The sequence below is a fragment of the Gordonia asplenii genome (assembly GCF_012933505.1).
In the GTDB taxonomy this organism is placed as follows: Bacteria; Actinomycetota; Actinomycetes; order Mycobacteriales; family Mycobacteriaceae; genus Gordonia; species Gordonia asplenii.
Genome location: NZ_JABBNB010000030.1, coordinates 24,956 through 42,047, shown reverse-complemented (window position 1 = coordinate 42,047; position 17,092 = coordinate 24,956). Strand labels below are relative to the sequence as shown.

Sequence of the window (17,092 nt, the reverse complement as noted above, 5' to 3'; positions counted from 1 at the left end):
TCAGCGGCCCATCATCGCGGCGATGGCATCGGATGCCTTGCGTACCAAGATATTTCGTGGAAATCGCGAGCGTTTCTGTGCTGCTTCGTAATTGCCGCCGGCCACCCACACGGGACCGTCGGCGAGGTGAGCGAGCCCTTCGGCCGCGACGTCGGCAGGTTCGGCCACGTTGAGGCCGGGCAGGTCGAAGCGAAGACCCGCGCGTTCCATCGCGGGGGTGCGGGTCACGCCGAGGACCAACTCCAGAACGTCGACGCCGTGCGGCTGCAGTTCGGCCCAGAGTCCTTCGGCGAATACACGACTGAAGGCTTTGGCGCCCGCGTACACCGACTCGTGTGCGGTGCCGAGGTAGCCGGCGAGCGAGCCGACCAGAATGATGCCGCCGCGACCGCGCTGGGCCATCGGTCCGCCGAAATGGTGGACGAGTTCGAGTTGTCGCGAAATGTTCAAGGTGACCATCTGGCTGAGCCGGTCGAGATCGCCCGAGACGAAGTCGTGTCCGTAGGTGTTCGCGCCCGCGTTGAGGATGAGCAGCCCCACCGCGATGTCGGAGGTGGCGTCGGCGATCTGTGCGGTGGCGTCGTCGGCGAGCAGATCGACGGCGATGGTGCGTACCTCGACACCGAGTGCGCGGATCCCGGTGGCGGTGTCCGCCAGCGTCGACGCCGTGCGCGCGACCAGCACGACGTTGAGTCCGTCGTGGGCGAGTTGCTCGGCGAATGCGGCACCGACGCCCTCCGAGCCGCCGACGACGAGGGCCCACGGACCATGTTGTTGCGAACTCGGCACGACGCCACCTCCAGCAAACCAAGCAAGTACTTGTTTGGTTTACCACAGGTGGCGTCGTGCACCGTAGTGGTGCGTCCGCTCAGTGGGTCGTCGCGAGCATGTTGGCGGCGGTGCGCCGGGCCAGCGCCATCGTCGAGATCATCGGATTGACGCCGGAGCAGGTCGGCATGCCGCTGGCATCGGCGATCCACACGCCCCGAGTGTCGTGCAGTTGCCCTTCGGTGTCGGCGACCGCGGTGGTGGGGTCGGCGCCGAGCTTCGCGCTCGACATCTGATGTGCGCTGAAGACCGGAATCCCGCCGGGGCCGATGGGGATCTCGCTGACGGCGGCGATGAACGTCTCGAGATCCTCGCCCCGCGTCCACGGAGCGAACGGCTGGCCCGCCGCGAAGATCTGCTGCGCGCCGGCGGCTTCCTGCATCCGGATGGCGGTCTCGATGCCCTCGCGGAAGTTGCGCCGATCGAGTTCGTCGGAGAACGGGTAGTGGTGCACCGCATTGCCCGCGTCGTCGAGGGTCACCGTCCCGGCACCGCGGTCTTTGACGAGGATCACCCAGTCGGCTCGGCGGCTGTAGGTTTTCGCCAGCTCTTTGTGGCCGGCGCCCGACAGCCACGGGACGACGGTGGTGAACAGCCCGGGCAGATGCTGGACGCATTCGATCAGATAGCCGTGGCCGTCGTGCTTCTCGGCGAATTCGTTCATCACACCCGCCATCGCCGGACCGTGCCACGGATCCTGCGGTTCGTCGTACACGCCGCTGACCAGCGTCGCCGGATGCAGATGGAGGCCGGTGCCCACCGCGGGCCCGCCGATACCCGAACGCAACAGGACTGCCGGGGTCTCCAAGCTGCCCGCCGCGACGACCACGTCGGCGGCTTCGACGACGACCCGGTGGGTCTGCCCGTCGGCAGCGGTATACGTCGCGCTGACCCCCACGGCGCGGCCGTCGACGACGTCGATCTTGTCGGCGCGGGTCTGCGGGATCAGTCGGGCACCGGCATCCGACGCGTCCTGCAGATAGGTCCGCAGGGTGCCTTGCTTCGCGCCGGTCTGATCACCCATGCCGCTGTAGCCGATGACCGCCGGGTCGAACCGATCGGGATCGATGTTCAGGTCGGCCACCACGTAGGAGTAGCCGAGCGCGTCTGCGCCGTCGGAGAGCCGGTGGTGCGGCTCGTTCTGCAGCGCGACGCCGCTGTTGCACTTCACCCGTTCGAAGACCGCCGCGAGATGCTCGTCGAATTCCGGTCCGGTGACGTCGCTCAGTTTGTACTCGTCGGCCCAGACCGCTCGTACGGCGTCGGGCGTCTTCAGGGAGTTCGACCAGTTCACCGTGCTGCCGCCGCCGACGGTTCCGCCTGCCGCGAGCGACACCATGCCGTCGGCGGTGGGGAAGAAGCCGCCGCGCAGAAACAGGTTCTGGTAGGCGACGAGTTCAGACTGCACGAAGTCGGACTCGTTGCGGTATCCGCCGGATTCCAGCACGATGACACTGCGACCCGCCTGTGCCAGCATCCCGGCTGCCACGCCGCCGCCGCTGCCTGAGCCGATCACCACGACGTCGGCGGTGAGGGTGACGTCCTCGGTCGGAGTGATCACCGTCAGGGTCTTTGGGGTGGCCGGTGGCTGCCGCGTGATGCCGGGATAGCCCATTCCGGTCCACAGTGGGTTTCGCCCCTCGGCGTCGAACAGGCCGTAGGAGAACAACACCGACAACTGGTAGAGCGCCGCAACGGCGCCCCGGGTCTCCGGTGAGATGCCGGCGAGATTGCCGACGATGACCTCGCGCACGCTCTGCGGTTGATTCTTGAGGCCGACGACGGCGGCCGTGTCGAGGAGCTGGGCCAAGCCGGCGAATTGTTCCGGGGGCAGATGACTGGCGAGATAATGCGCGACGGCGGCGTCGGCACCCAGGTCGCTGCCCTTGGTGGCGTAGAAGCGGTCGGGGTCGTCGTCGCGATCGACCGAGGCGACGAAGGTATCGACGACGGCGGTCAGCGTCGCCTGCTGCAGGGCGGTGAAAGTGTTGGTCATGGCTGAAGTCCTTAGCGAAGTGAGCGATCCAGATGGGAGGGAGTGGGGGCGGCGGAGCGTCGGTCAGGGCAGTTGCATCGACTTGGTCTCCAGGAACTCTTCGAGGCCCCACTTGCCGAATTCGCGGCCGTTGCCGGACTGGCCGTAACCGCCGAACGGAGCGTTAATGTTGAAGGCGCCCTCATTGATCTGCACCTGGCCGGCCCGGATCCGGCGGGCGAACGTCACCGCCCGGTCCTGGTCGGCGGAGAACACGGCGGCGTTGAGGCCGTAGATCGAATCGTTGGCCAGTCGGACCGCCTCGGCCTCGTCGTCGTATGCCTGGATGACCAGCACCGGACCGAAGATCTCCTCCCGCACGATGGTCATGTCCGGTGTGACGTCGGAGAACACCGTCGGCTGCACGTAGTACCCGCGATCGAGCCCGGCGGGTGCCGACGGTCCGCCGACGACGACGCGGGCGCCCTCGTCGATGCCCGTGCGGATGTACCCGACGACGCGGTCGCGTTGTAGTTCTGACACGAGTGGTCCGAGAACGGTCGCCGGATCGAAGGGGTCGCCGACCGCGATGGCCTCGACACCGGATTTGGCGATCGCCTCGACCTCGGCGAGCCTGGCCCGCGGGACGATCATCCGAGTCAGGGCGATGCAGGTCTGCCCGGAGTTCAGGAAACAGCCGTTGAGCGCGGCCCCGACCGCGGCGACGAGGTCGGCGTCGTCGAGCACGACCATGGGGGACTTGCCGCCGAGTTCGAGAGCGACCCGCTTGATGCTCTGCGCGGCGACCGCGCCGATTCGCCGCCCCGCGACGGTCGAGCCGGTCAACGACACCATGTCGACGTCGGGATGAGCGACGAGTGGCTCGCCGACGTCGGTGCCGGTACCGGTGACCACGTTGAACACACCCGGCGGAAGCCCGATGGAGTCGAAGACGTCGGCGAGCACGAAGGCGTTGAGGGGTGCGACCTCGCTCGGTTTGAGGACGACGGTGCAGCCCGCTGCCAGCGCGGGCGCGACCTTCGCGACGATCTGATGCAGCGGGTAGTTCCACGGGGTGATCGCGACGACGACGCCGATCGGCTCGCGCACGACCAGCGAGTTGTACACCTGTTCCTCGAACGGAAAGTCGAGTGCGACCTGCGCGATCGACACGAATGACTGCAGCGGCAACCCCGTCTGCACGACGTTGCTGTAGGCGAACGGCATCCCGACCTCCTGACTGATCAGTGTCGCGACCTCGGTCTGCCGGGTGCGCAACGCCTGCGCGGCGCGGGTGAGGTACGCGGCGCGTTCGGTCACCGGGGTCGCGGCCCAGGCGTCGAATGCGGCCCGCGCCGCGGCGACCGCTGCCTTCGCGTCGTCGGCGTCGCCGGCCGCGACGCTCCCGATGACTTCTTCGGTGGCGGAATTGACGACGTCGAGCCGTCCGGTGCCGTGTGACGACTGCCATGCGCCGTCGATGTAGTGCGAGCGGTGCTCGATCATGGGAACCCCCTGGTGGAGAATCGGGTGTGAACTGGGCCGCATTCAGAATCGGCTGTGAGGCCGTGCACGGTCTTGATGGTCGCCGACAACAAATTCCGGAACCGTTGTCGACGGCGACAAACGCAACGACGAGGGTGGTGAGGATGGATTCGGTGACGACGCCGCAGGAATGGTTGCATCGGTTCGCGCAGGAGTCCGAGGACGGCGCGCAGCTCGATCGCCTCGTCGACATGGTCAACAGGCGGATCATCAGCACGCTGCCCGACCTCGATTCCGACGCGACGTTCCTCGCCGAACTCCACGCGAGCACCCGCGCGCACTGGCGTGGGTTCGCGGCGAAGGTGGCTCGCGACGATTTCGAGGTGCAGCTGGGTTCGGAGGCGTTCGACCTGGCCCGCACACTCGCGCGGCGGGGTGCCGAGCTGCCTGTCCTGCTCTCGATATACCGGGTGGGTCAACGCGCGGTGTGGACGTACATCACCGGCATTCTCACCGACGACGTCGTCGACGCCGAGCTGCGATCGACGATCCTGATGCAGTTCTGGGGACGTATGCAGGACTGGCTCGACACCGCCGTCGAAGAAATGATCATGGCCTACACGGCCGAACGTGAAGAATGGCAGCGCGGATCACTCGCGCGGCGATCCGAGGTGGTGCAGGCCATCCTCGGCGGGCAGACGGTCGACGTCGGGGCGGCGAGCGCGGCACTGACCTATCCTCTCGACCAATGGCACGTCGCGTTCGTCGTGGGCGTCGCCGACGACGCGCCCGACGCCGACGTGCAGCATCTCCTCGACACGACGGCTCGCGCGGTCGCCGGCGACGTCGGTTCGCATAATCTGCTCGCGGTGAGCAGCGGGTCGAGGGCGATGTGGTGCTGGGTGGCGACGGCCGCACCGGCCGACGGACGGCTGTGCTGCACCGAACCGTTGGCCTCGGTCGCGAGCGGTACGTCGTCGCGTGGGATTGACGGGTTCCGCGACAGCCATCTCGAGGCGCTCGCCGCGCAGAGCGTGTCCCGCGGCCGTCCGTATACCGCGTACGCCGACGTCGAATTGACTTGTCTGGCATATGGATTGACCGGCCGGGAGGGAGCGCGGCGGATGGCGCGCCGGGAACTGGGGCAACTGGCCGCAGCCGACGACACCACCGCCCGCCTGCGCGACACGCTGCGCGTCTACCTGTCGTCGGCCGGCAACGCACACGTCGCGGGCGAGCGATTGACGGTCCATCCCAACACGATCCGCTATCGAATCCGCCAGGCCGAGGAACTGCTGGGCCACGGCGTCGACGAGCGTCGCGTCTATGTCGAGCTGGCGTTGCACATCGTCGACGCGTGGTAGGCAGGTGTCGAGGAGAGACTGGATTGCCCACGGCCGCACGACGATTGATCTGCGGTTCCCGCAGGTTCGGCCGTCCGCGGCGTTGTAATCTCAGTCAGTGACAGACATCGCCAGCACACCTGAGTCCGCGCCGCCGGTTCCACGTCGTCGTATCGTCATCGCGTCGATGGTCGGCACCAGCATCGAATTCTTCGACTTCTACATCTATGCGACGGCGGCGGTCCTCGTCTTCCCGACGCTGTTCTTCCCCAAGGGCGACGACACGGCCGCACTCCTGTCGTCGTTCGCCACCTTCGGTCTGGCGTTCGTCGCCCGACCGATCGGCTCGATGCTGTTCGGCCACTTCGGCGACCGGGTCGGGCGAAAGGCGACGCTGGTCGGCTCACTGCTGACGATGGGTATCGCCACCTTCGTCATCGGGCTGCTGCCGACGTTCACCAGCGTCAGCTACCTGGCCCCCACTCTGCTCGCGCTGATGCGTTTCTGCCAGGGATTGGGACTGGGCGGCGAATGGTCGGGCGCGGCATTGTTGGCCACCGAGACCGCGGAGAAGGGTAAACGCGGGTGGGCCGCGATGTGGCCGCAGCTCGGTGCGCCCATCGGATTCTTCTTCGCCAACGGCATGTTCCTGCTGTTGATGAAGTGGCTCGACTTCGACGCCAAGACCGCGGCGAGCAATCACGCCTTCCTCACCTGGGGCTGGCGGGTGCCGTTCCTGGCGAGCTCGATCATCGTCGTCGTCGGACTCTACGTGCGGCTGAAGCTCACCGAGACGCCGGTGTTCACGCAGGCCGTCGCCGAGGGCAAGAAGGTGCGCACCCCGTTGGCCGAAGTGGTCAAGACGTCGTGGCGCCAACTCATCATCGGCACCTTCGTGATGCTCGCGACCTACACGCTGTTCTACGTGGTGACTACCTGGACCACGTCCTACGGCACCGGCAAGGTGGTCGACGCCTCCGGAGTGAAACTTTCCATCTCGTACACCGATTTCCTTGGGATGCAGCTCATCTCGGTGCTGTTCTTCGCGGCTTTCGTGCCGGTCTCGGGCTGGCTGGCCGACCGCTTCGGCCGACGTCCGGTGTTGCTGATCATCACCGCGGGCATCATCGTCTTCGGTGTGTCCTTCGGCTGGTTCCTCGACCCGTCGAGCGTCACCGACTCGGTGATGCTGACCTTCTTGATCGTCGGAATGACGTTGATGGGCTTGACCTTTGGGCCGATGAGCGCGGTGCTGCCCGAGCTGTTCCCGACGAATGTCCGCTATACCGGGTCGGGTATCGCCTACAACTTCGCGTCGATCATCGGCGCCGCCGTGGCGCCGTTCATCGCAACGTGGCTGGTGCACAGTTACGGCGTAGCGTGGGTCGGTGTGTACCTCGCGATCGCGGGTGCGCTGACGTTCATCGCGATCCTCGCCGTGCGGGAGACTCGCGATGTGGAGTTGAGCGAGGTGTAGCGCATTGGCGACGTCGGGTTGGGTGTCGACGGTCATTCCGCCGGCCCTGCGCGGATATCAGCGAAATTGGTTGCGGGCGGACATCGTTGCCGGTGTCACGCTGGCGGCGGTGGCGATTCCGGAATGCATGGGCTACAGCTCCATCGCGCAGGTTCCGGTGAGCGCGGGGCTCTATACGATCATCATTCCCGCCGTGATCTTCGCGCTGTTGGGGGCGTCGCGACTCCTCGTCGTCGGTGCCGACTCGGCAACAGCGGCGCTGATGGCGTCCGGCGTCACCGGACTGGCGATCGCCGGGCTCAGTTCCGGTACGCAACGGTGGCTCGACTGGTGCGCGCTGATCGCGATAGTCACCGGCGTGCTGCTCTTGATCGCCTGGGTGTTGCGGTTGGGCTTTCTCGGGGATTTTCTGTCGACGTCGGTGTTGACGGGATTCCTTACCGGCGTGGGTGTTTCGGTGTTCATCGGGCAGCTGGCGGCAATCCTCGGGCTGCCCGGCGAGCACGGCAACGCCGCGGAGAAGATCGTCTCGGTGGTGCGGCATCTCGGCGACGTCAACTTCTTGGCGGTGGCGTTTGCGGCCATCACGCTCGGGGCGATCCTCGCCGGAGACCGATTCGCGCGCCATGTGCCGTTCGCGGTCCTCATCGTCGTCGGGTCGATAGTCGTTGTGCGACTGGCGCATTGGTCTGATCGGCTCCCCGTCGTCGGGTCGGTGAGCGGAGGCCTGCCGAAGTTCGGCTGGCCCGGCGGCCTCGCCTGGCACGACGTCGTGACCGTGCTGCCCATCGCAGCCGGCTGCGCGCTGGTCGTCATCGCCCAAAGTGCCGCGACCGCACGCAGTTTCGCGCAGCGACACGGACAGGAACCCGACGTCAACCGGGATCTGCTGGGCCTGGCCGGAGCCAACGTCGCGGCCGGGCTCACCGGCACGTTCGTCGTCAACGGCAGCCCCACCAAGACGGAACTTCTCGATGAGCAACATGGTCGATCCCAGGTCGCGAACATCACGATGGCTGTCGTGGCCTTGGCGGTCGTGTTGTTCCTGACCGACCAGCTCACCTATCTGCCGCATGCCGTCCTCGGCGCGATCGTCTCACTGATCGCGGTGCGGCTCATCCACTTTCACGACCTTCGCCGCATCTGGGAGGTCCGTAGGATCGAGTTCGCGATCGCCCTCGTCACGGCCGCGGTCGTCGTGTTCATGTCTGTGCGCGACGGCATCATCATCGCCATGGTGCTGTCGTTGATCGAGATCATCCGGCGGCAATACTCGCCGAATCGGTTCGTGATCGGCGTACGGGAGAACGGTGCACCCACGTTCATCTCCGCGCAGCCCGGCACCCAGTCGGCGCCCGGTCTCATCGTCTTCCGCTACGACGCAGAGTTGTTCTACGCCAATGCTTCTCGGTTCGCCGACGACGTGATGTCGCTGATCGAGGCGGCCCCCGATCCGGTCCGGTGGCTCATCCTCGACTGTTCGGCCATCGCCGACGTCGACTACTCGGCGTCGAAGGTGCTCAACGATCTCATCGACTATGTGCATTCCCACCACGCGCATTTCGTGCTGGCCGGCGTCGACCCCGAACTGCGCGACGCCTTGCTCACCAACGGCGTGCTCGGCGACGTCGATCCCGACCACGTCTACGCCGACATCCCGGCCGCAGTCGCCGGCTTCCGGGCCTGGGAGTCCGCCGGCGGACAGGATTCGCCGGTGGTCGATGAGCCACGACATCCCAAGCAGCACAAGAGGAAACATCGCGGCAAGCGGCACGACGACGATGCATCGACGACCGGGGCGAGCGCGTGAGACTGAGTCGCGTGGTCGAGGCGTCGAGTGCGGTCGCGGCGACGTCGTCGCGTCGGGCCAAGCGGGACGGGATCGCCGAGGTGATAGCCGCCGCCGACGTCGACGAGATCCCCGTCGTCGTCGCGTGGCTGGCGGGTGATCTGCCGCAGGGGCGGATCGGCGTCGGCTGGCGCGGGCTGGTCGCAGCACGAGACATTGCGGCGGTGGAGGATTCGACGCTGACGATCGGCGACGTCGACGCCGCGTTCACCGCGATCGCGGGATTGTCGGGGTCGGGATCGTCGGGTCGGCGAAGCGAGGCGGTCGAGGCGCTGTTCGGCGCGGCATCGCCTGCCGAGCAGAAGTTCCTGGGACGGTTGATCTCCGGCGAACTGCGCCAGGGAGCGCTCGCCGGAGTGATGGCCGACGCGATCGCGGTGGCGTCGAAACTCGAACTCGACGTGGTGCGGCGGGCGGTGATGCTCACCGGATCATTGCCGCAGACCGCCGTGCTCGCACGTACCGGGGGAGCAGAGGCGTTGGGCGCGTTGACGATCGAAGTCGGCCGACCGCTGTCGCCGATGCTCGCCACACCGGCGGAGTCGATGGCCGACGCGTATGCGGCGCTGGGGCCCGACGTCGTCGTCGATCACAAATTCGACGGCGCGCGGATTCAGGTGCACCGTCGGGACGACGAGGTGCGGATCTTCACGCGAACCCTCAACGACGTGACCGATCGATTGCCTGACATCGTCGAGGTGGTACGCGGATTCGATTGCAATACAGTAATTCTCGACGGCGAAACGTTGGTGCTCGACGACGCCGGGCGGCCGCGGCCGTTTCAGGAGACGATGAGTCGATTCGGATCGTCGGGAGCGGCGTCGGCCGCAGATGTGTTGCGCCCCTACTTCTTCGACTGTTTGCACGTCGACGGCGTCGACCTGATCGACGATCCGCTGGCGCGGCGGCTCGCGGCGTTGGGGCGGGTGGCGCCGGATCATCGGATTCCCAGTGCGCGGCCCGTCGACGCCGCCGATGCCGAGCGGATCAACGCCGATGCACTCGCCGCCGGGCACGAGGGCGTGATGGTCAAGGCGCTCGACAGCGTGTACGCGGCGGGACGCCGGGGCAAGACGTGGCAGAAGGTCAAGCCGACGCACACCGTCGACCTGATAGTCCTCGGTGCGGAATGGGGTTCGGGGCGACGTCGGGGGTGGCTGTCGAATCTGCATCTGGGCGCACGTGATCCGCAGGGCGGCCTGCCGATCATGGTCGGGAAGACGTTCAAAGGCCTGACTGACGAGCTATTGCGTTGGCAGACAGCGGAATTCCCGAAACACGAGTCGTCGAGGGACGAGTGGGCGGTGTATCTGCGGCCGGTACTCGTCGTCGAGATCGAGTTGGACGGAGTGCAGGGGAGTTCGCGATATCCGGGCGGTGTGGCTCTGCGTTTCGCGCGGGTGGTCAGGTACCGACCGGATAAGGACGCCGGAGATGCCGACACCATCGAGACGGTGCGGGGGCTGCGGAAGTAGGCTTTCGCAGAATTCTGTCGCGGTGAACCTACGACATTTGGTCGGTCGACACGATCTCCGCGCCGAGCGGCATCAAAGACACCGGGATCATCTTGAAGCTGGCAATGCCCAGCGGAATGCCGATGATGGTGATGCACATGGCGATTCCGGTGCAGATGTGCCCGATGGCCAGCCAGAGTCCGGCGAGAAGAATCCAGACGACGTTACCGATCGCCGACGCCGTGCCCGCGGTCGGCTTGCGTACGACGGTGCGGCCGAACGGCCACAGCGCGTAGTTGGCCATCCGGAAGGACGCGATCCCGAACGGGATGGTGATGATCAGGATGCAGCAGATGATTCCGGCGACCAGATACCCGATTGCCATCCAGAATCCGCACAGCACAAGCCAAATGACGTTGAGGATGAACTTCATTCCTCCAGTATGCGCGGCGCGGTCGGGTCGGCGTCAGCGGCGCATCTGCGTGGTGGGCTTGAACGAGTGCTCGTTGTCGCGGGTCTGCCAGTCGAGCCATGCTCGCCACGCCTCGGTGCGACGACGCTGCCACGCGGCGTCGACGCTGGGAAACACCCGTCGAGCTAGCTCGACGCCGACGATGATCGGCAGGCGAGCCAGCAGGTACCCGGTACCCAGCCATCCGCCGGGCAGGCCGTCGAATCTCTTGCGGTTCCACGGCAGGATGTACAGGCGCGAGAAACCGGCCTGCAACTGGAGGTGGAAGTGGCCGCGGATCTTGTCGCGCAACGACCAATCCGGCTGTGGCTCAAAGGACGGCACGAACGAGGCGGCGAGTTCGGACCCGACGTCGCCGGAGTCGAGCGAGCGCGTGGCGTCGAAGTGGAAGAGCATCCGCACACCGTCGGCGACGGTCGCCGGGCACAGTTGCGGGTCCACGCCGAGCAGGTAGCCGAGGTAGCGGTTGAACTCCAGCACCGCGCGCAGCTCGGCGGGGCTCGACAGATGGCCGATCCCGAACAGCGCGAGTCCCGGCGCCACGCTGCCGCCGAGCAGCGTGAGCATCTGCGCCGACTGACTGATCGGCTTGCCCCACTTGGCTTCATCCCATTCCGGGTGGTTGGCGACGCCGCGTCGAACCGACACATGCATCACCCGGACCTTGATCGACAGCAACTTGGCCATCGATCCGACGGTCGTCACCGCGTAGGGCTGTGCGCATTCGATCCACCAGCGGCTCGTCTCCAGATAGCGGTTCAGCGCGCTGGCCCCGGCGTACCCACCGGACAGCGACAACGGAACCGCCAGCCACGCCTCGGTGTAGGTGTCGATGGTGCCCGCGTTGCCCATCGCACCCATGTCGTAGGCCCAGCGTCGCCAGACGGCTGCGCCGCGCTCGATCTCTTCGACGTCGGCCCACTCCGGAACCGCCTCGAGCTCGTCGAACAACGCACGCATCGACGCCGGGGCGTCGGGCATCGAATCGATGCCGTCCCGCGCCGCCTGCTCCAACATCTGTTTGCCGCGTTCGAAGCCGATGTCGCCGTAATAGACCTCGTCGACGAAGCGTTCGGCGAGCGGATCGGTCAGCCAGAGCCGGTCGAAGTAGTCGGCGGCGAGGTCGTCGCGGGGCGCGAGGTCGAAGCCGGCGGCGCGCAGCACGGCCTCGCGCACCCGACCGTGGGCGGTGCCCGGATAGCCGGGCCGCCAGGTGAAGGCCGTGGGGCGGGGACGCGTGACGATGCGGTCGCCAGTCTGGTCGGCCGTTAGTTCAACTGCGTCGGTCATCGTCGCCTCCTGAGACGAATGGGGTGAGACGGATATTCGAATGCGTCTCAATTCGCAGGTAGGCTACCACGAGATAGTCAGGATTCGACGCGGGGTCCGGTGCCGGGGCGCTGGGGCACCTGGAAGTAGCAGCGTGGTTTGACGCCGGCGAACCCGGCGAAGAACACCCACGGAACCGTCTTCGTCAGGTCGTTGAGTTGCCGCACGCCGTCGTTGTAGAACTGCCGGGCGAAGGCGAGCGATTCGGTGGCGTCGGACAGTTCGGCGCGGATTCGGCGCAGATCCGACGAGTCGGCGAGGTCGGGGATGTTCTCGGTGGCCGCCAGCGTCTTCGTCAGACCTCGAAGCGTGCAGTCGTCGGCGGCGGCTTTGTGCTCGACGCTGTCGGTGTCGACGGCATAGGCCGCGGCCTTGCGCGCGTGGAGCAGCGCGGGATCGTCATGCGCGCCGAAGGTGTCCATCAGGGCGGCGATCTCGTCGACGAGGGCGGCGCGTCGATGCAACGCTGCGTCGATCTCGCGCAGGGCCGTCGACGTCGCGCGATCGGCGCGTCGCAGCCTACGGAAGGCGACGATCCCGAGGATCGTGAGTGCGGCGATGAGCACGCCGACTACCACCAGTGTCGCGGTCGATTCATTCATGATCGTCGCCTTCCGTGTGCGGTAATTGCCGAAGTTACTCGGTTATGCGCGATCGTAGGGGCACCTGCGGCGATGGATTCGCAGTCTGCCGACCTCGCCGACCGTAGTTACCCAGGTCACAGCGCACTCGCTACACTGGAATTCGGGCCGTCGGCACTTGAGAATGATGCGGCCCGCGGGAACCGGAGGCGGTATGGGCGACGCGGCATCTGCAGTCCGCGCTGCCTACGAGAAATTGCGGTCCGGTGGCACACCCAATGATCCCGGCGTCCGCACCATCGTTCGTGAATCCTGGAGCCGATCGGTCCTGCGCGGCGTCGACCCGGCCCGGCAGCATCCCGGCGGAGCCACGATGTCGGCCGCCGAATTCCAGGCGTACCGGCAGGCGCATCCGATGTCGGCGGCGCGCACGCTCGTTCGATCGCTGATGCTCGACGACATCGCCGACACCGGTGTCGTGGTCGCGCTGACCGACGAACACGGCCGTCTGCTGTGGGTCGAGGGTGACCGGTCCGCGCGCGACGAGGCCGCCCGGATCGACTTCGTCGAGGGAGCTATCTGGAGCGAGGACGCCGTCGGCACCAATGCGCCCGGGGTCGCACTCGCCGTCGACCGCGGAGTGCAGATCGTCGGAGCCGAGCACTTCACCGAATCGGTTCAGGAATTCAACTGCGCGGCGGCGCCCGTGCACGATCCGATCACCGGGCATGTCATCGGCGTCGTCGACGTCACCGGCGGCCGCGCGGCCGCGGCGCCCTTCGCGCTGGCCGCGGTGCGGTCCGTCGTCGCGGCGGTGGAACGTGAATTACGTTCTCCCAGTGTCGATCTCGCTGATCCGAGAGTGTTTGCCCGGGCGACGGCCGAACTGCGCGTCCTCGGCGGGGATCCGTACACGTGGATTCCCGCGGACGGCTCGGTCAGTCAACTGTCGCGGCGGCATGCCGAGATCCTGACATTGCTGCAGGCGCATCCGGAGGGAATGAACACCGAGCAATTGGCGATGGCTCTGGCCGAGGACGGCGTCGATGCGGTGACCGTACGCGCGGAGATCTCTCGACTACGGCGCGACCTCGGCGCCGACATCATCGCGTCGCGCCCGTACCGGCTGGGCGTCGACGTCGAGTCCGATTGGCACAAGGTGCAGGTTCAGGTCCGGGCCGGGCTGCCGCTGTCGTCGGCGATAGACGCGCTCGGCAGGGGCGGACTGCTGGCCGATTCCATCGCACCGGGCATCGTCGATCTGTTCGAGGAACTCCGTGAGGACATTCGGTCGCGGGCCATATCGAGTCGGGACGTCGCGGCGTTGACCCGCTGGACCGAATCGGTGCACGGCCGGGAAGACCTCGAAGCGTGGCAGGCGCTCGCTCGCCGCCTGGGCGCCGACCACCCCGACCGCGCGTTGGTCACCGGTCGGATCCGCGTGCTGGATCGGCGTCTGAGCAGGTAATACGGGACGTCGGCACCCGTGCAACCACGCGTGCAACCTCGTTGCAACGTTGCCGACCCTAGGGTGTGAATCAGTTCACATTCAGTTCCGCCTTGAGAAGGAGCGCACACATGACTGTTTATGCAAAGCCGGGCACGCCGGGTTCGGTGATGAGCTACGAGTCCCGTTACGACAACTGGATCGGTGGTGCATGGGTACCGCCGGTCAAGGGACAGTATTTCGAGAATCCGTCGCCGGTCGACGGTCAGACCTTCTGCGAGGTCGCGCGCTCCACCGCTGAGGACATCGATCTGGCCCTCGACGCTGCGCACGCCGCCGCACCCGCATGGGGCAAGACCTCGGTCGCCGAGCGTTCGCTGGTGCTGCTGCGCATCGCCGATCGCATCGAGGAGAACCTCGAGAAGGTCGCCGTGGCCGAATGTTGGGAGAACGGCAAGGCGGTCCGCGAGACGCTCGCCGCCGACATTCCGCTGGCCATCGACCACTTCCGCTACTTCGCCGGCGCTCTGCGCGCCCAGGAGGGCGGCATCTCCGAGGTCGACGAAGACACCGTCGCCTACCACTTCCACGAGCCGCTCGGCGTCGTCGGCCAGATCATCCCGTGGAACTTCCCGATTCTGATGGCGGTCTGGAAGCTTGCTCCCGCGCTGGCCGCGGGCAACGCGGTGGTCCTCAAGCCGGCCGAGCAGACCCCGGCGTCGATCCTCTACGTCATGTCGCTCATCGCGGACCTTCTCCCGCCGGGCGTCGTGAACATCGTCAACGGCTTCGGTGTGGAAGCGGGCAAGCCGCTCGCGTCGAGCAACCGCATCCGCAAGATCGCCTTCACCGGTGAGACCACCACCGGCCGCCTGATCAGCCAGTACGCGTCGGAGAACCTGATCCCGGTCACCCTGGAACTCGGTGGCAAGAGCCCCAACATCTTCTTCGACGACGTCGCGTCGAAAGACGACGGCTTCCTCGATCGCGCCCTCGAAGGCTTCACGATGTTCGCGCTCAACCAGGGCGAGGTCTGCACCTGCCCGAGCCGCGCGCTCATCCAGAAGGGCATCTACGACGACTTCCTCGGCCGTGCCATCGAGCGCGTCAAGGCGATCAAGCAGGGCAACCCGCTCGACACCGACACCATGATGGGCGCCCAGGCGTCGAACGACCAGTGGGAGAAGATCAAGTCGTACCTGGAGATCGGCAAGCAGGAAGGTGCGAAGGTCCTCACCGGCGGCGAGCCGGCCGACCTCGGCGGTGACCTGTCCGGCGGCTACTACATCCAGCCGACCGTGTTCGCGGGCGACAACAAGATGCGCATCTTCCAGGAAGAGATCTTCGGACCGGTGCTTGCCGTCGCCAGCTTCAACGACTACGAAGAAGCAATGAGCATCGCCAACGACACGCTGTACGGCCTCGGCGCCGGCGTGTGGAGCCGCGACGGTGCGACCGCGTACCGTGCGGGCCGTGAGATCCAGGCCGGTCGGGTGTGGACCAACACCTACCACGACTACCCGGCCCACGCCGCATTCGGTGGCTACAAGCAGTCGGGCATCGGCCGCGAGAACCACCTGATGATGCTCGAGCACTACCAGCAGACCAAGAACCTGCTGGTCGGCTACGCCCAGAGCGCCAAGGGATTCTTCTAAAGAAGAGAGATAACGATGACAGCGCAAGACGTGACGGACACATCCACCGGTGCGGTTCCCGATCGCGTTGTCGCCAAAGACTCCGCCGTGCAGCTCCTGACCAAACTGTCGGAGTTGCACGGCGGGCTCATGATCCATCAATCCGGCGGTTGCTGCGATGGGTCGGCACCGATGTGCTACCCCGTCGGTGACTATCGCATCGGTCAACGCGACGTCCTGGTCGGTGAGATCGGCTTGCCCGATCCGCTTCCGGCAGTGCGGATTTGGATCAACGGCGATCAGTTCGATCTGTGGAAGCACACCCAGCTGATCCTCGACGTCGTGCCCGGGCGCGGTGCCGGATTCAGTCTCGAAGCGCCGGAGGGAGTGCGGTTCCTTTCCCGCTCAAGGACTTTCACCCCCGAGGAGAACGCGATCCTCGCGCAGAATCCGCCGATGGTGGGTGCTCAACTGGAGCAGTGAAGTCTGGCAGAAGGCCCGATGTGGTTGTCGTACAACCACATCGGGGTCTTTCGTCGGGTTCGGGAGCGGGCTACTTCTTGCCGCCGAGGATGCTCCCCAGAATGCTGCCGAGTGCGCCCCCGGCGTTGCCGCCGCCGCTGTTGGAGCCGCCCAGCAGACCGCCGAGGATGCTGCCGAGCGCGCCTCCGTTGCCGCCCAGCGCGCCGGACAGGATGTCACCCAGACCGCCGCCGCCGTTGTTCTGCTGGGGCTGCTCGGGCTGTGTCGATTGCTCGGTCGTGTCATTGTGCCCGCCGCCGACCCGTTTCAAGACGAACGCGATGACGATCGGCGCGAGGATCGGCAGCAACTGCTTGACCAGATCCTGGTTGACCGACGCGGCGGGCACCTGACCCGACAGTGCGTGCGCGACGTCGTCGGTCTTGTCCCCGAACAGCGACGCGACGATCCGGTCACCGTCCTCGTCGCCGACCGCCGCTTCCAGGTCAGCTGTGCCGTCCCCGGCCTCGGCGGTGTTCTGCAGTCCGTGCAGCAATGCGGGCACAGCCTGCTTGACCGCAGCGTCGGCTTCGGCGGGTTCGACGCCGAGTTGCGCGGCGATGTCGTCGAGGGGAATCTGCTTCAAGAGTTCATCGAGGTCGGACATTCTTCTCCTTGATTGGACGAGTCGGGCATCACACTACTGCCCGACTCGTCCGATCGGACATGTCAACGCGCTGGACGTCGGATAGCGGC

14 protein-coding genes are annotated in these 17,092 nt (G+C 66.5%); 7 read left to right on the top strand and 7 right to left on the bottom strand.

Translation table 11 applies throughout. The features are described from left to right. From HH308_RS22905 to HH308_RS22895, 3 genes are all read right to left on the bottom strand, one after another. Positions 1–789 carry an SDR family NAD(P)-dependent oxidoreductase gene (locus HH308_RS22905; RefSeq protein ID WP_170196571.1) on the bottom strand — a complete coding sequence of 263 codons (789 nt, stop codon included), beginning with the start codon at positions 787–789 and terminating at the stop codon, positions 1–3. Between the two features lie 79 nt (positions 790–868). Next, complete coding sequence (locus HH308_RS22900) at positions 869–2,824, bottom strand: GMC family oxidoreductase N-terminal domain-containing protein (RefSeq protein ID WP_170196570.1); 1,956 nt, start codon at positions 2,822–2,824, stop codon at positions 869–871. A gap of 63 nt (positions 2,825–2,887) precedes the next feature. Continuing rightward, positions 2,888–4,309 carry an aldehyde dehydrogenase family protein gene (locus tag HH308_RS22895; protein WP_170196569.1) on the bottom strand — a complete coding sequence of 474 codons (1,422 nt, stop codon included), beginning with the start codon at positions 4,307–4,309 and terminating at the stop codon, positions 2,888–2,890. 143 nt (positions 4,310–4,452) lie between these two features. Between HH308_RS22895 and HH308_RS22890 the strand changes: the two genes are divergently transcribed. The 4 genes from HH308_RS22890 to HH308_RS22875 all read left to right on the top strand — a co-directional run bounded on the left by HH308_RS22890 (position 4,453) and on the right by HH308_RS22875 (position 10,432). Continuing rightward, positions 4,453–5,652, top strand: a complete 1,200-nt coding sequence (locus HH308_RS22890) for a PucR family transcriptional regulator (protein WP_170196568.1) — start codon at positions 4,453–4,455, stop codon at positions 5,650–5,652. A 166-nt stretch (positions 5,653–5,818) separates the two neighbouring features. Continuing rightward, the gene (locus tag HH308_RS22885; protein WP_211188763.1) at positions 5,819–7,108 is read left to right on the top strand and encodes an MFS transporter; all 1,290 of its coding nucleotides are present in this window, start codon (positions 5,819–5,821) and stop codon (positions 7,106–7,108) included. Positions 7,109–7,112: 4 nt separating this feature from the next. Then, on the top strand, positions 7,113–8,918 hold the full coding sequence (locus HH308_RS22880) for a SulP family inorganic anion transporter (protein WP_170196566.1): 1,806 nt from the start codon (positions 7,113–7,115) through the stop codon (positions 8,916–8,918). After that, the gene (locus HH308_RS22875; RefSeq protein WP_170196565.1) at positions 8,915–10,432 is read left to right on the top strand and encodes an ATP-dependent DNA ligase; all 1,518 of its coding nucleotides are present in this window, start codon (positions 8,915–8,917) and stop codon (positions 10,430–10,432) included. Before HH308_RS22880 ends, HH308_RS22875 begins: the two co-directional genes overlap by 4 nt. 28 nt (positions 10,433–10,460) lie before the next feature. Here the strand turns inward: HH308_RS22875 and HH308_RS22870 are convergent, their stop codons facing one another. From HH308_RS22870 to HH308_RS22860, 3 genes are all read right to left on the bottom strand, one after another. Then, positions 10,461–10,844: a YccF domain-containing protein gene (locus HH308_RS22870; RefSeq protein ID WP_170196564.1), complete on the bottom strand. Its 384-nt coding sequence runs from the start codon at positions 10,842–10,844 to the stop codon at positions 10,461–10,463. A 33-nt stretch (positions 10,845–10,877) separates the two neighbouring features. Further along, the gene (locus tag HH308_RS22865) at positions 10,878–12,173 is read right to left on the bottom strand and encodes an oxygenase MpaB family protein (protein ID WP_211188757.1); all 1,296 of its coding nucleotides are present in this window, start codon (positions 12,171–12,173) and stop codon (positions 10,878–10,880) included. Between the two features lie 77 nt (positions 12,174–12,250). Next, entirely contained in the window at positions 12,251–12,814 is a 564-nt protein-coding gene (locus HH308_RS22860) for a LemA family protein (RefSeq protein WP_170196563.1), read from the bottom strand. 193 nt (positions 12,815–13,007) lie between these two features. On the opposite strand from HH308_RS22860, the gene HH308_RS22855 reads away from it, so the two are divergent. The 3 genes from HH308_RS22855 to HH308_RS22845 all read left to right on the top strand — a co-directional run bounded on the left by HH308_RS22855 (position 13,008) and on the right by HH308_RS22845 (position 16,357). Continuing rightward, positions 13,008–14,261, top strand: coding sequence for a GAF domain-containing protein (locus tag HH308_RS22855; protein WP_170196562.1), 1,254 nt, complete (start codon positions 13,008–13,010; stop codon positions 14,259–14,261). A 110-nt stretch (positions 14,262–14,371) separates the two neighbouring features. Further along, entirely contained in the window at positions 14,372–15,895 is a 1,524-nt protein-coding gene (exaC, locus tag HH308_RS22850) for an acetaldehyde dehydrogenase ExaC (protein ID WP_170196561.1), read from the top strand. Between the two features lie 15 nt (positions 15,896–15,910). Beyond that, positions 15,911–16,357, top strand: a complete 447-nt coding sequence (locus tag HH308_RS22845; protein ID WP_170196560.1) for a DUF779 domain-containing protein — start codon at positions 15,911–15,913, stop codon at positions 16,355–16,357. Between the two features lie 70 nt (positions 16,358–16,427). On the opposite strand, the gene HH308_RS22840 is transcribed toward HH308_RS22845, so the two are convergent. Further along, positions 16,428–17,003 (bottom strand): DUF937 domain-containing protein, encoded by a 576-nt coding sequence (locus HH308_RS22840; protein ID WP_170196559.1) that lies wholly within the window; start codon positions 17,001–17,003, stop codon positions 16,428–16,430. Positions 17,004–17,092 lie beyond the last annotated feature (89 nt).

Bases quoted from the DNA above. Each gene is read 5' to 3' on its own strand.
- HH308_RS22865 (WP_211188757.1), bottom strand. From the start codon at position 12,173: ATGACCGACGCAGTTGAACTAACGGCCGACCAGACTGGCGACCGCATC.
- HH308_RS22855 (WP_170196562.1), top strand. From the start codon at position 13,008: ATGGGCGACGCGGCATCTGCAGTCCGCGCTGCCTACGAGAAATTGCGG.
- HH308_RS22900 (WP_170196570.1), bottom strand. From the start codon at position 2,824: ATGACCAACACTTTCACCGCCCTGCAGCAGGCGACGCTGACCGCCGTC.
- HH308_RS22845 (WP_170196560.1), top strand. From the start codon at position 15,911: ATGACAGCGCAAGACGTGACGGACACATCCACCGGTGCGGTTCCCGAT.
- HH308_RS22885 (WP_211188763.1), top strand. From the start codon at position 5,819: ATGGTCGGCACCAGCATCGAATTCTTCGACTTCTACATCTATGCGACG.
- HH308_RS22840 (WP_170196559.1), bottom strand. From the start codon at position 17,003: ATGTCCGACCTCGATGAACTCTTGAAGCAGATTCCCCTCGACGACATC.
- HH308_RS22895 (WP_170196569.1), bottom strand. From the start codon at position 4,309: ATGATCGAGCACCGCTCGCACTACATCGACGGCGCATGGCAGTCGTCA.
- HH308_RS22890 (WP_170196568.1), top strand. From the start codon at position 4,453: ATGGATTCGGTGACGACGCCGCAGGAATGGTTGCATCGGTTCGCGCAG.
- exaC (WP_170196561.1), top strand. From the start codon at position 14,372: ATGACTGTTTATGCAAAGCCGGGCACGCCGGGTTCGGTGATGAGCTAC.
- HH308_RS22870 (WP_170196564.1), bottom strand. From the start codon at position 10,844: ATGAAGTTCATCCTCAACGTCATTTGGCTTGTGCTGTGCGGATTCTGG.
- HH308_RS22860 (WP_170196563.1), bottom strand. From the start codon at position 12,814: ATGAATGAATCGACCGCGACACTGGTGGTAGTCGGCGTGCTCATCGCC.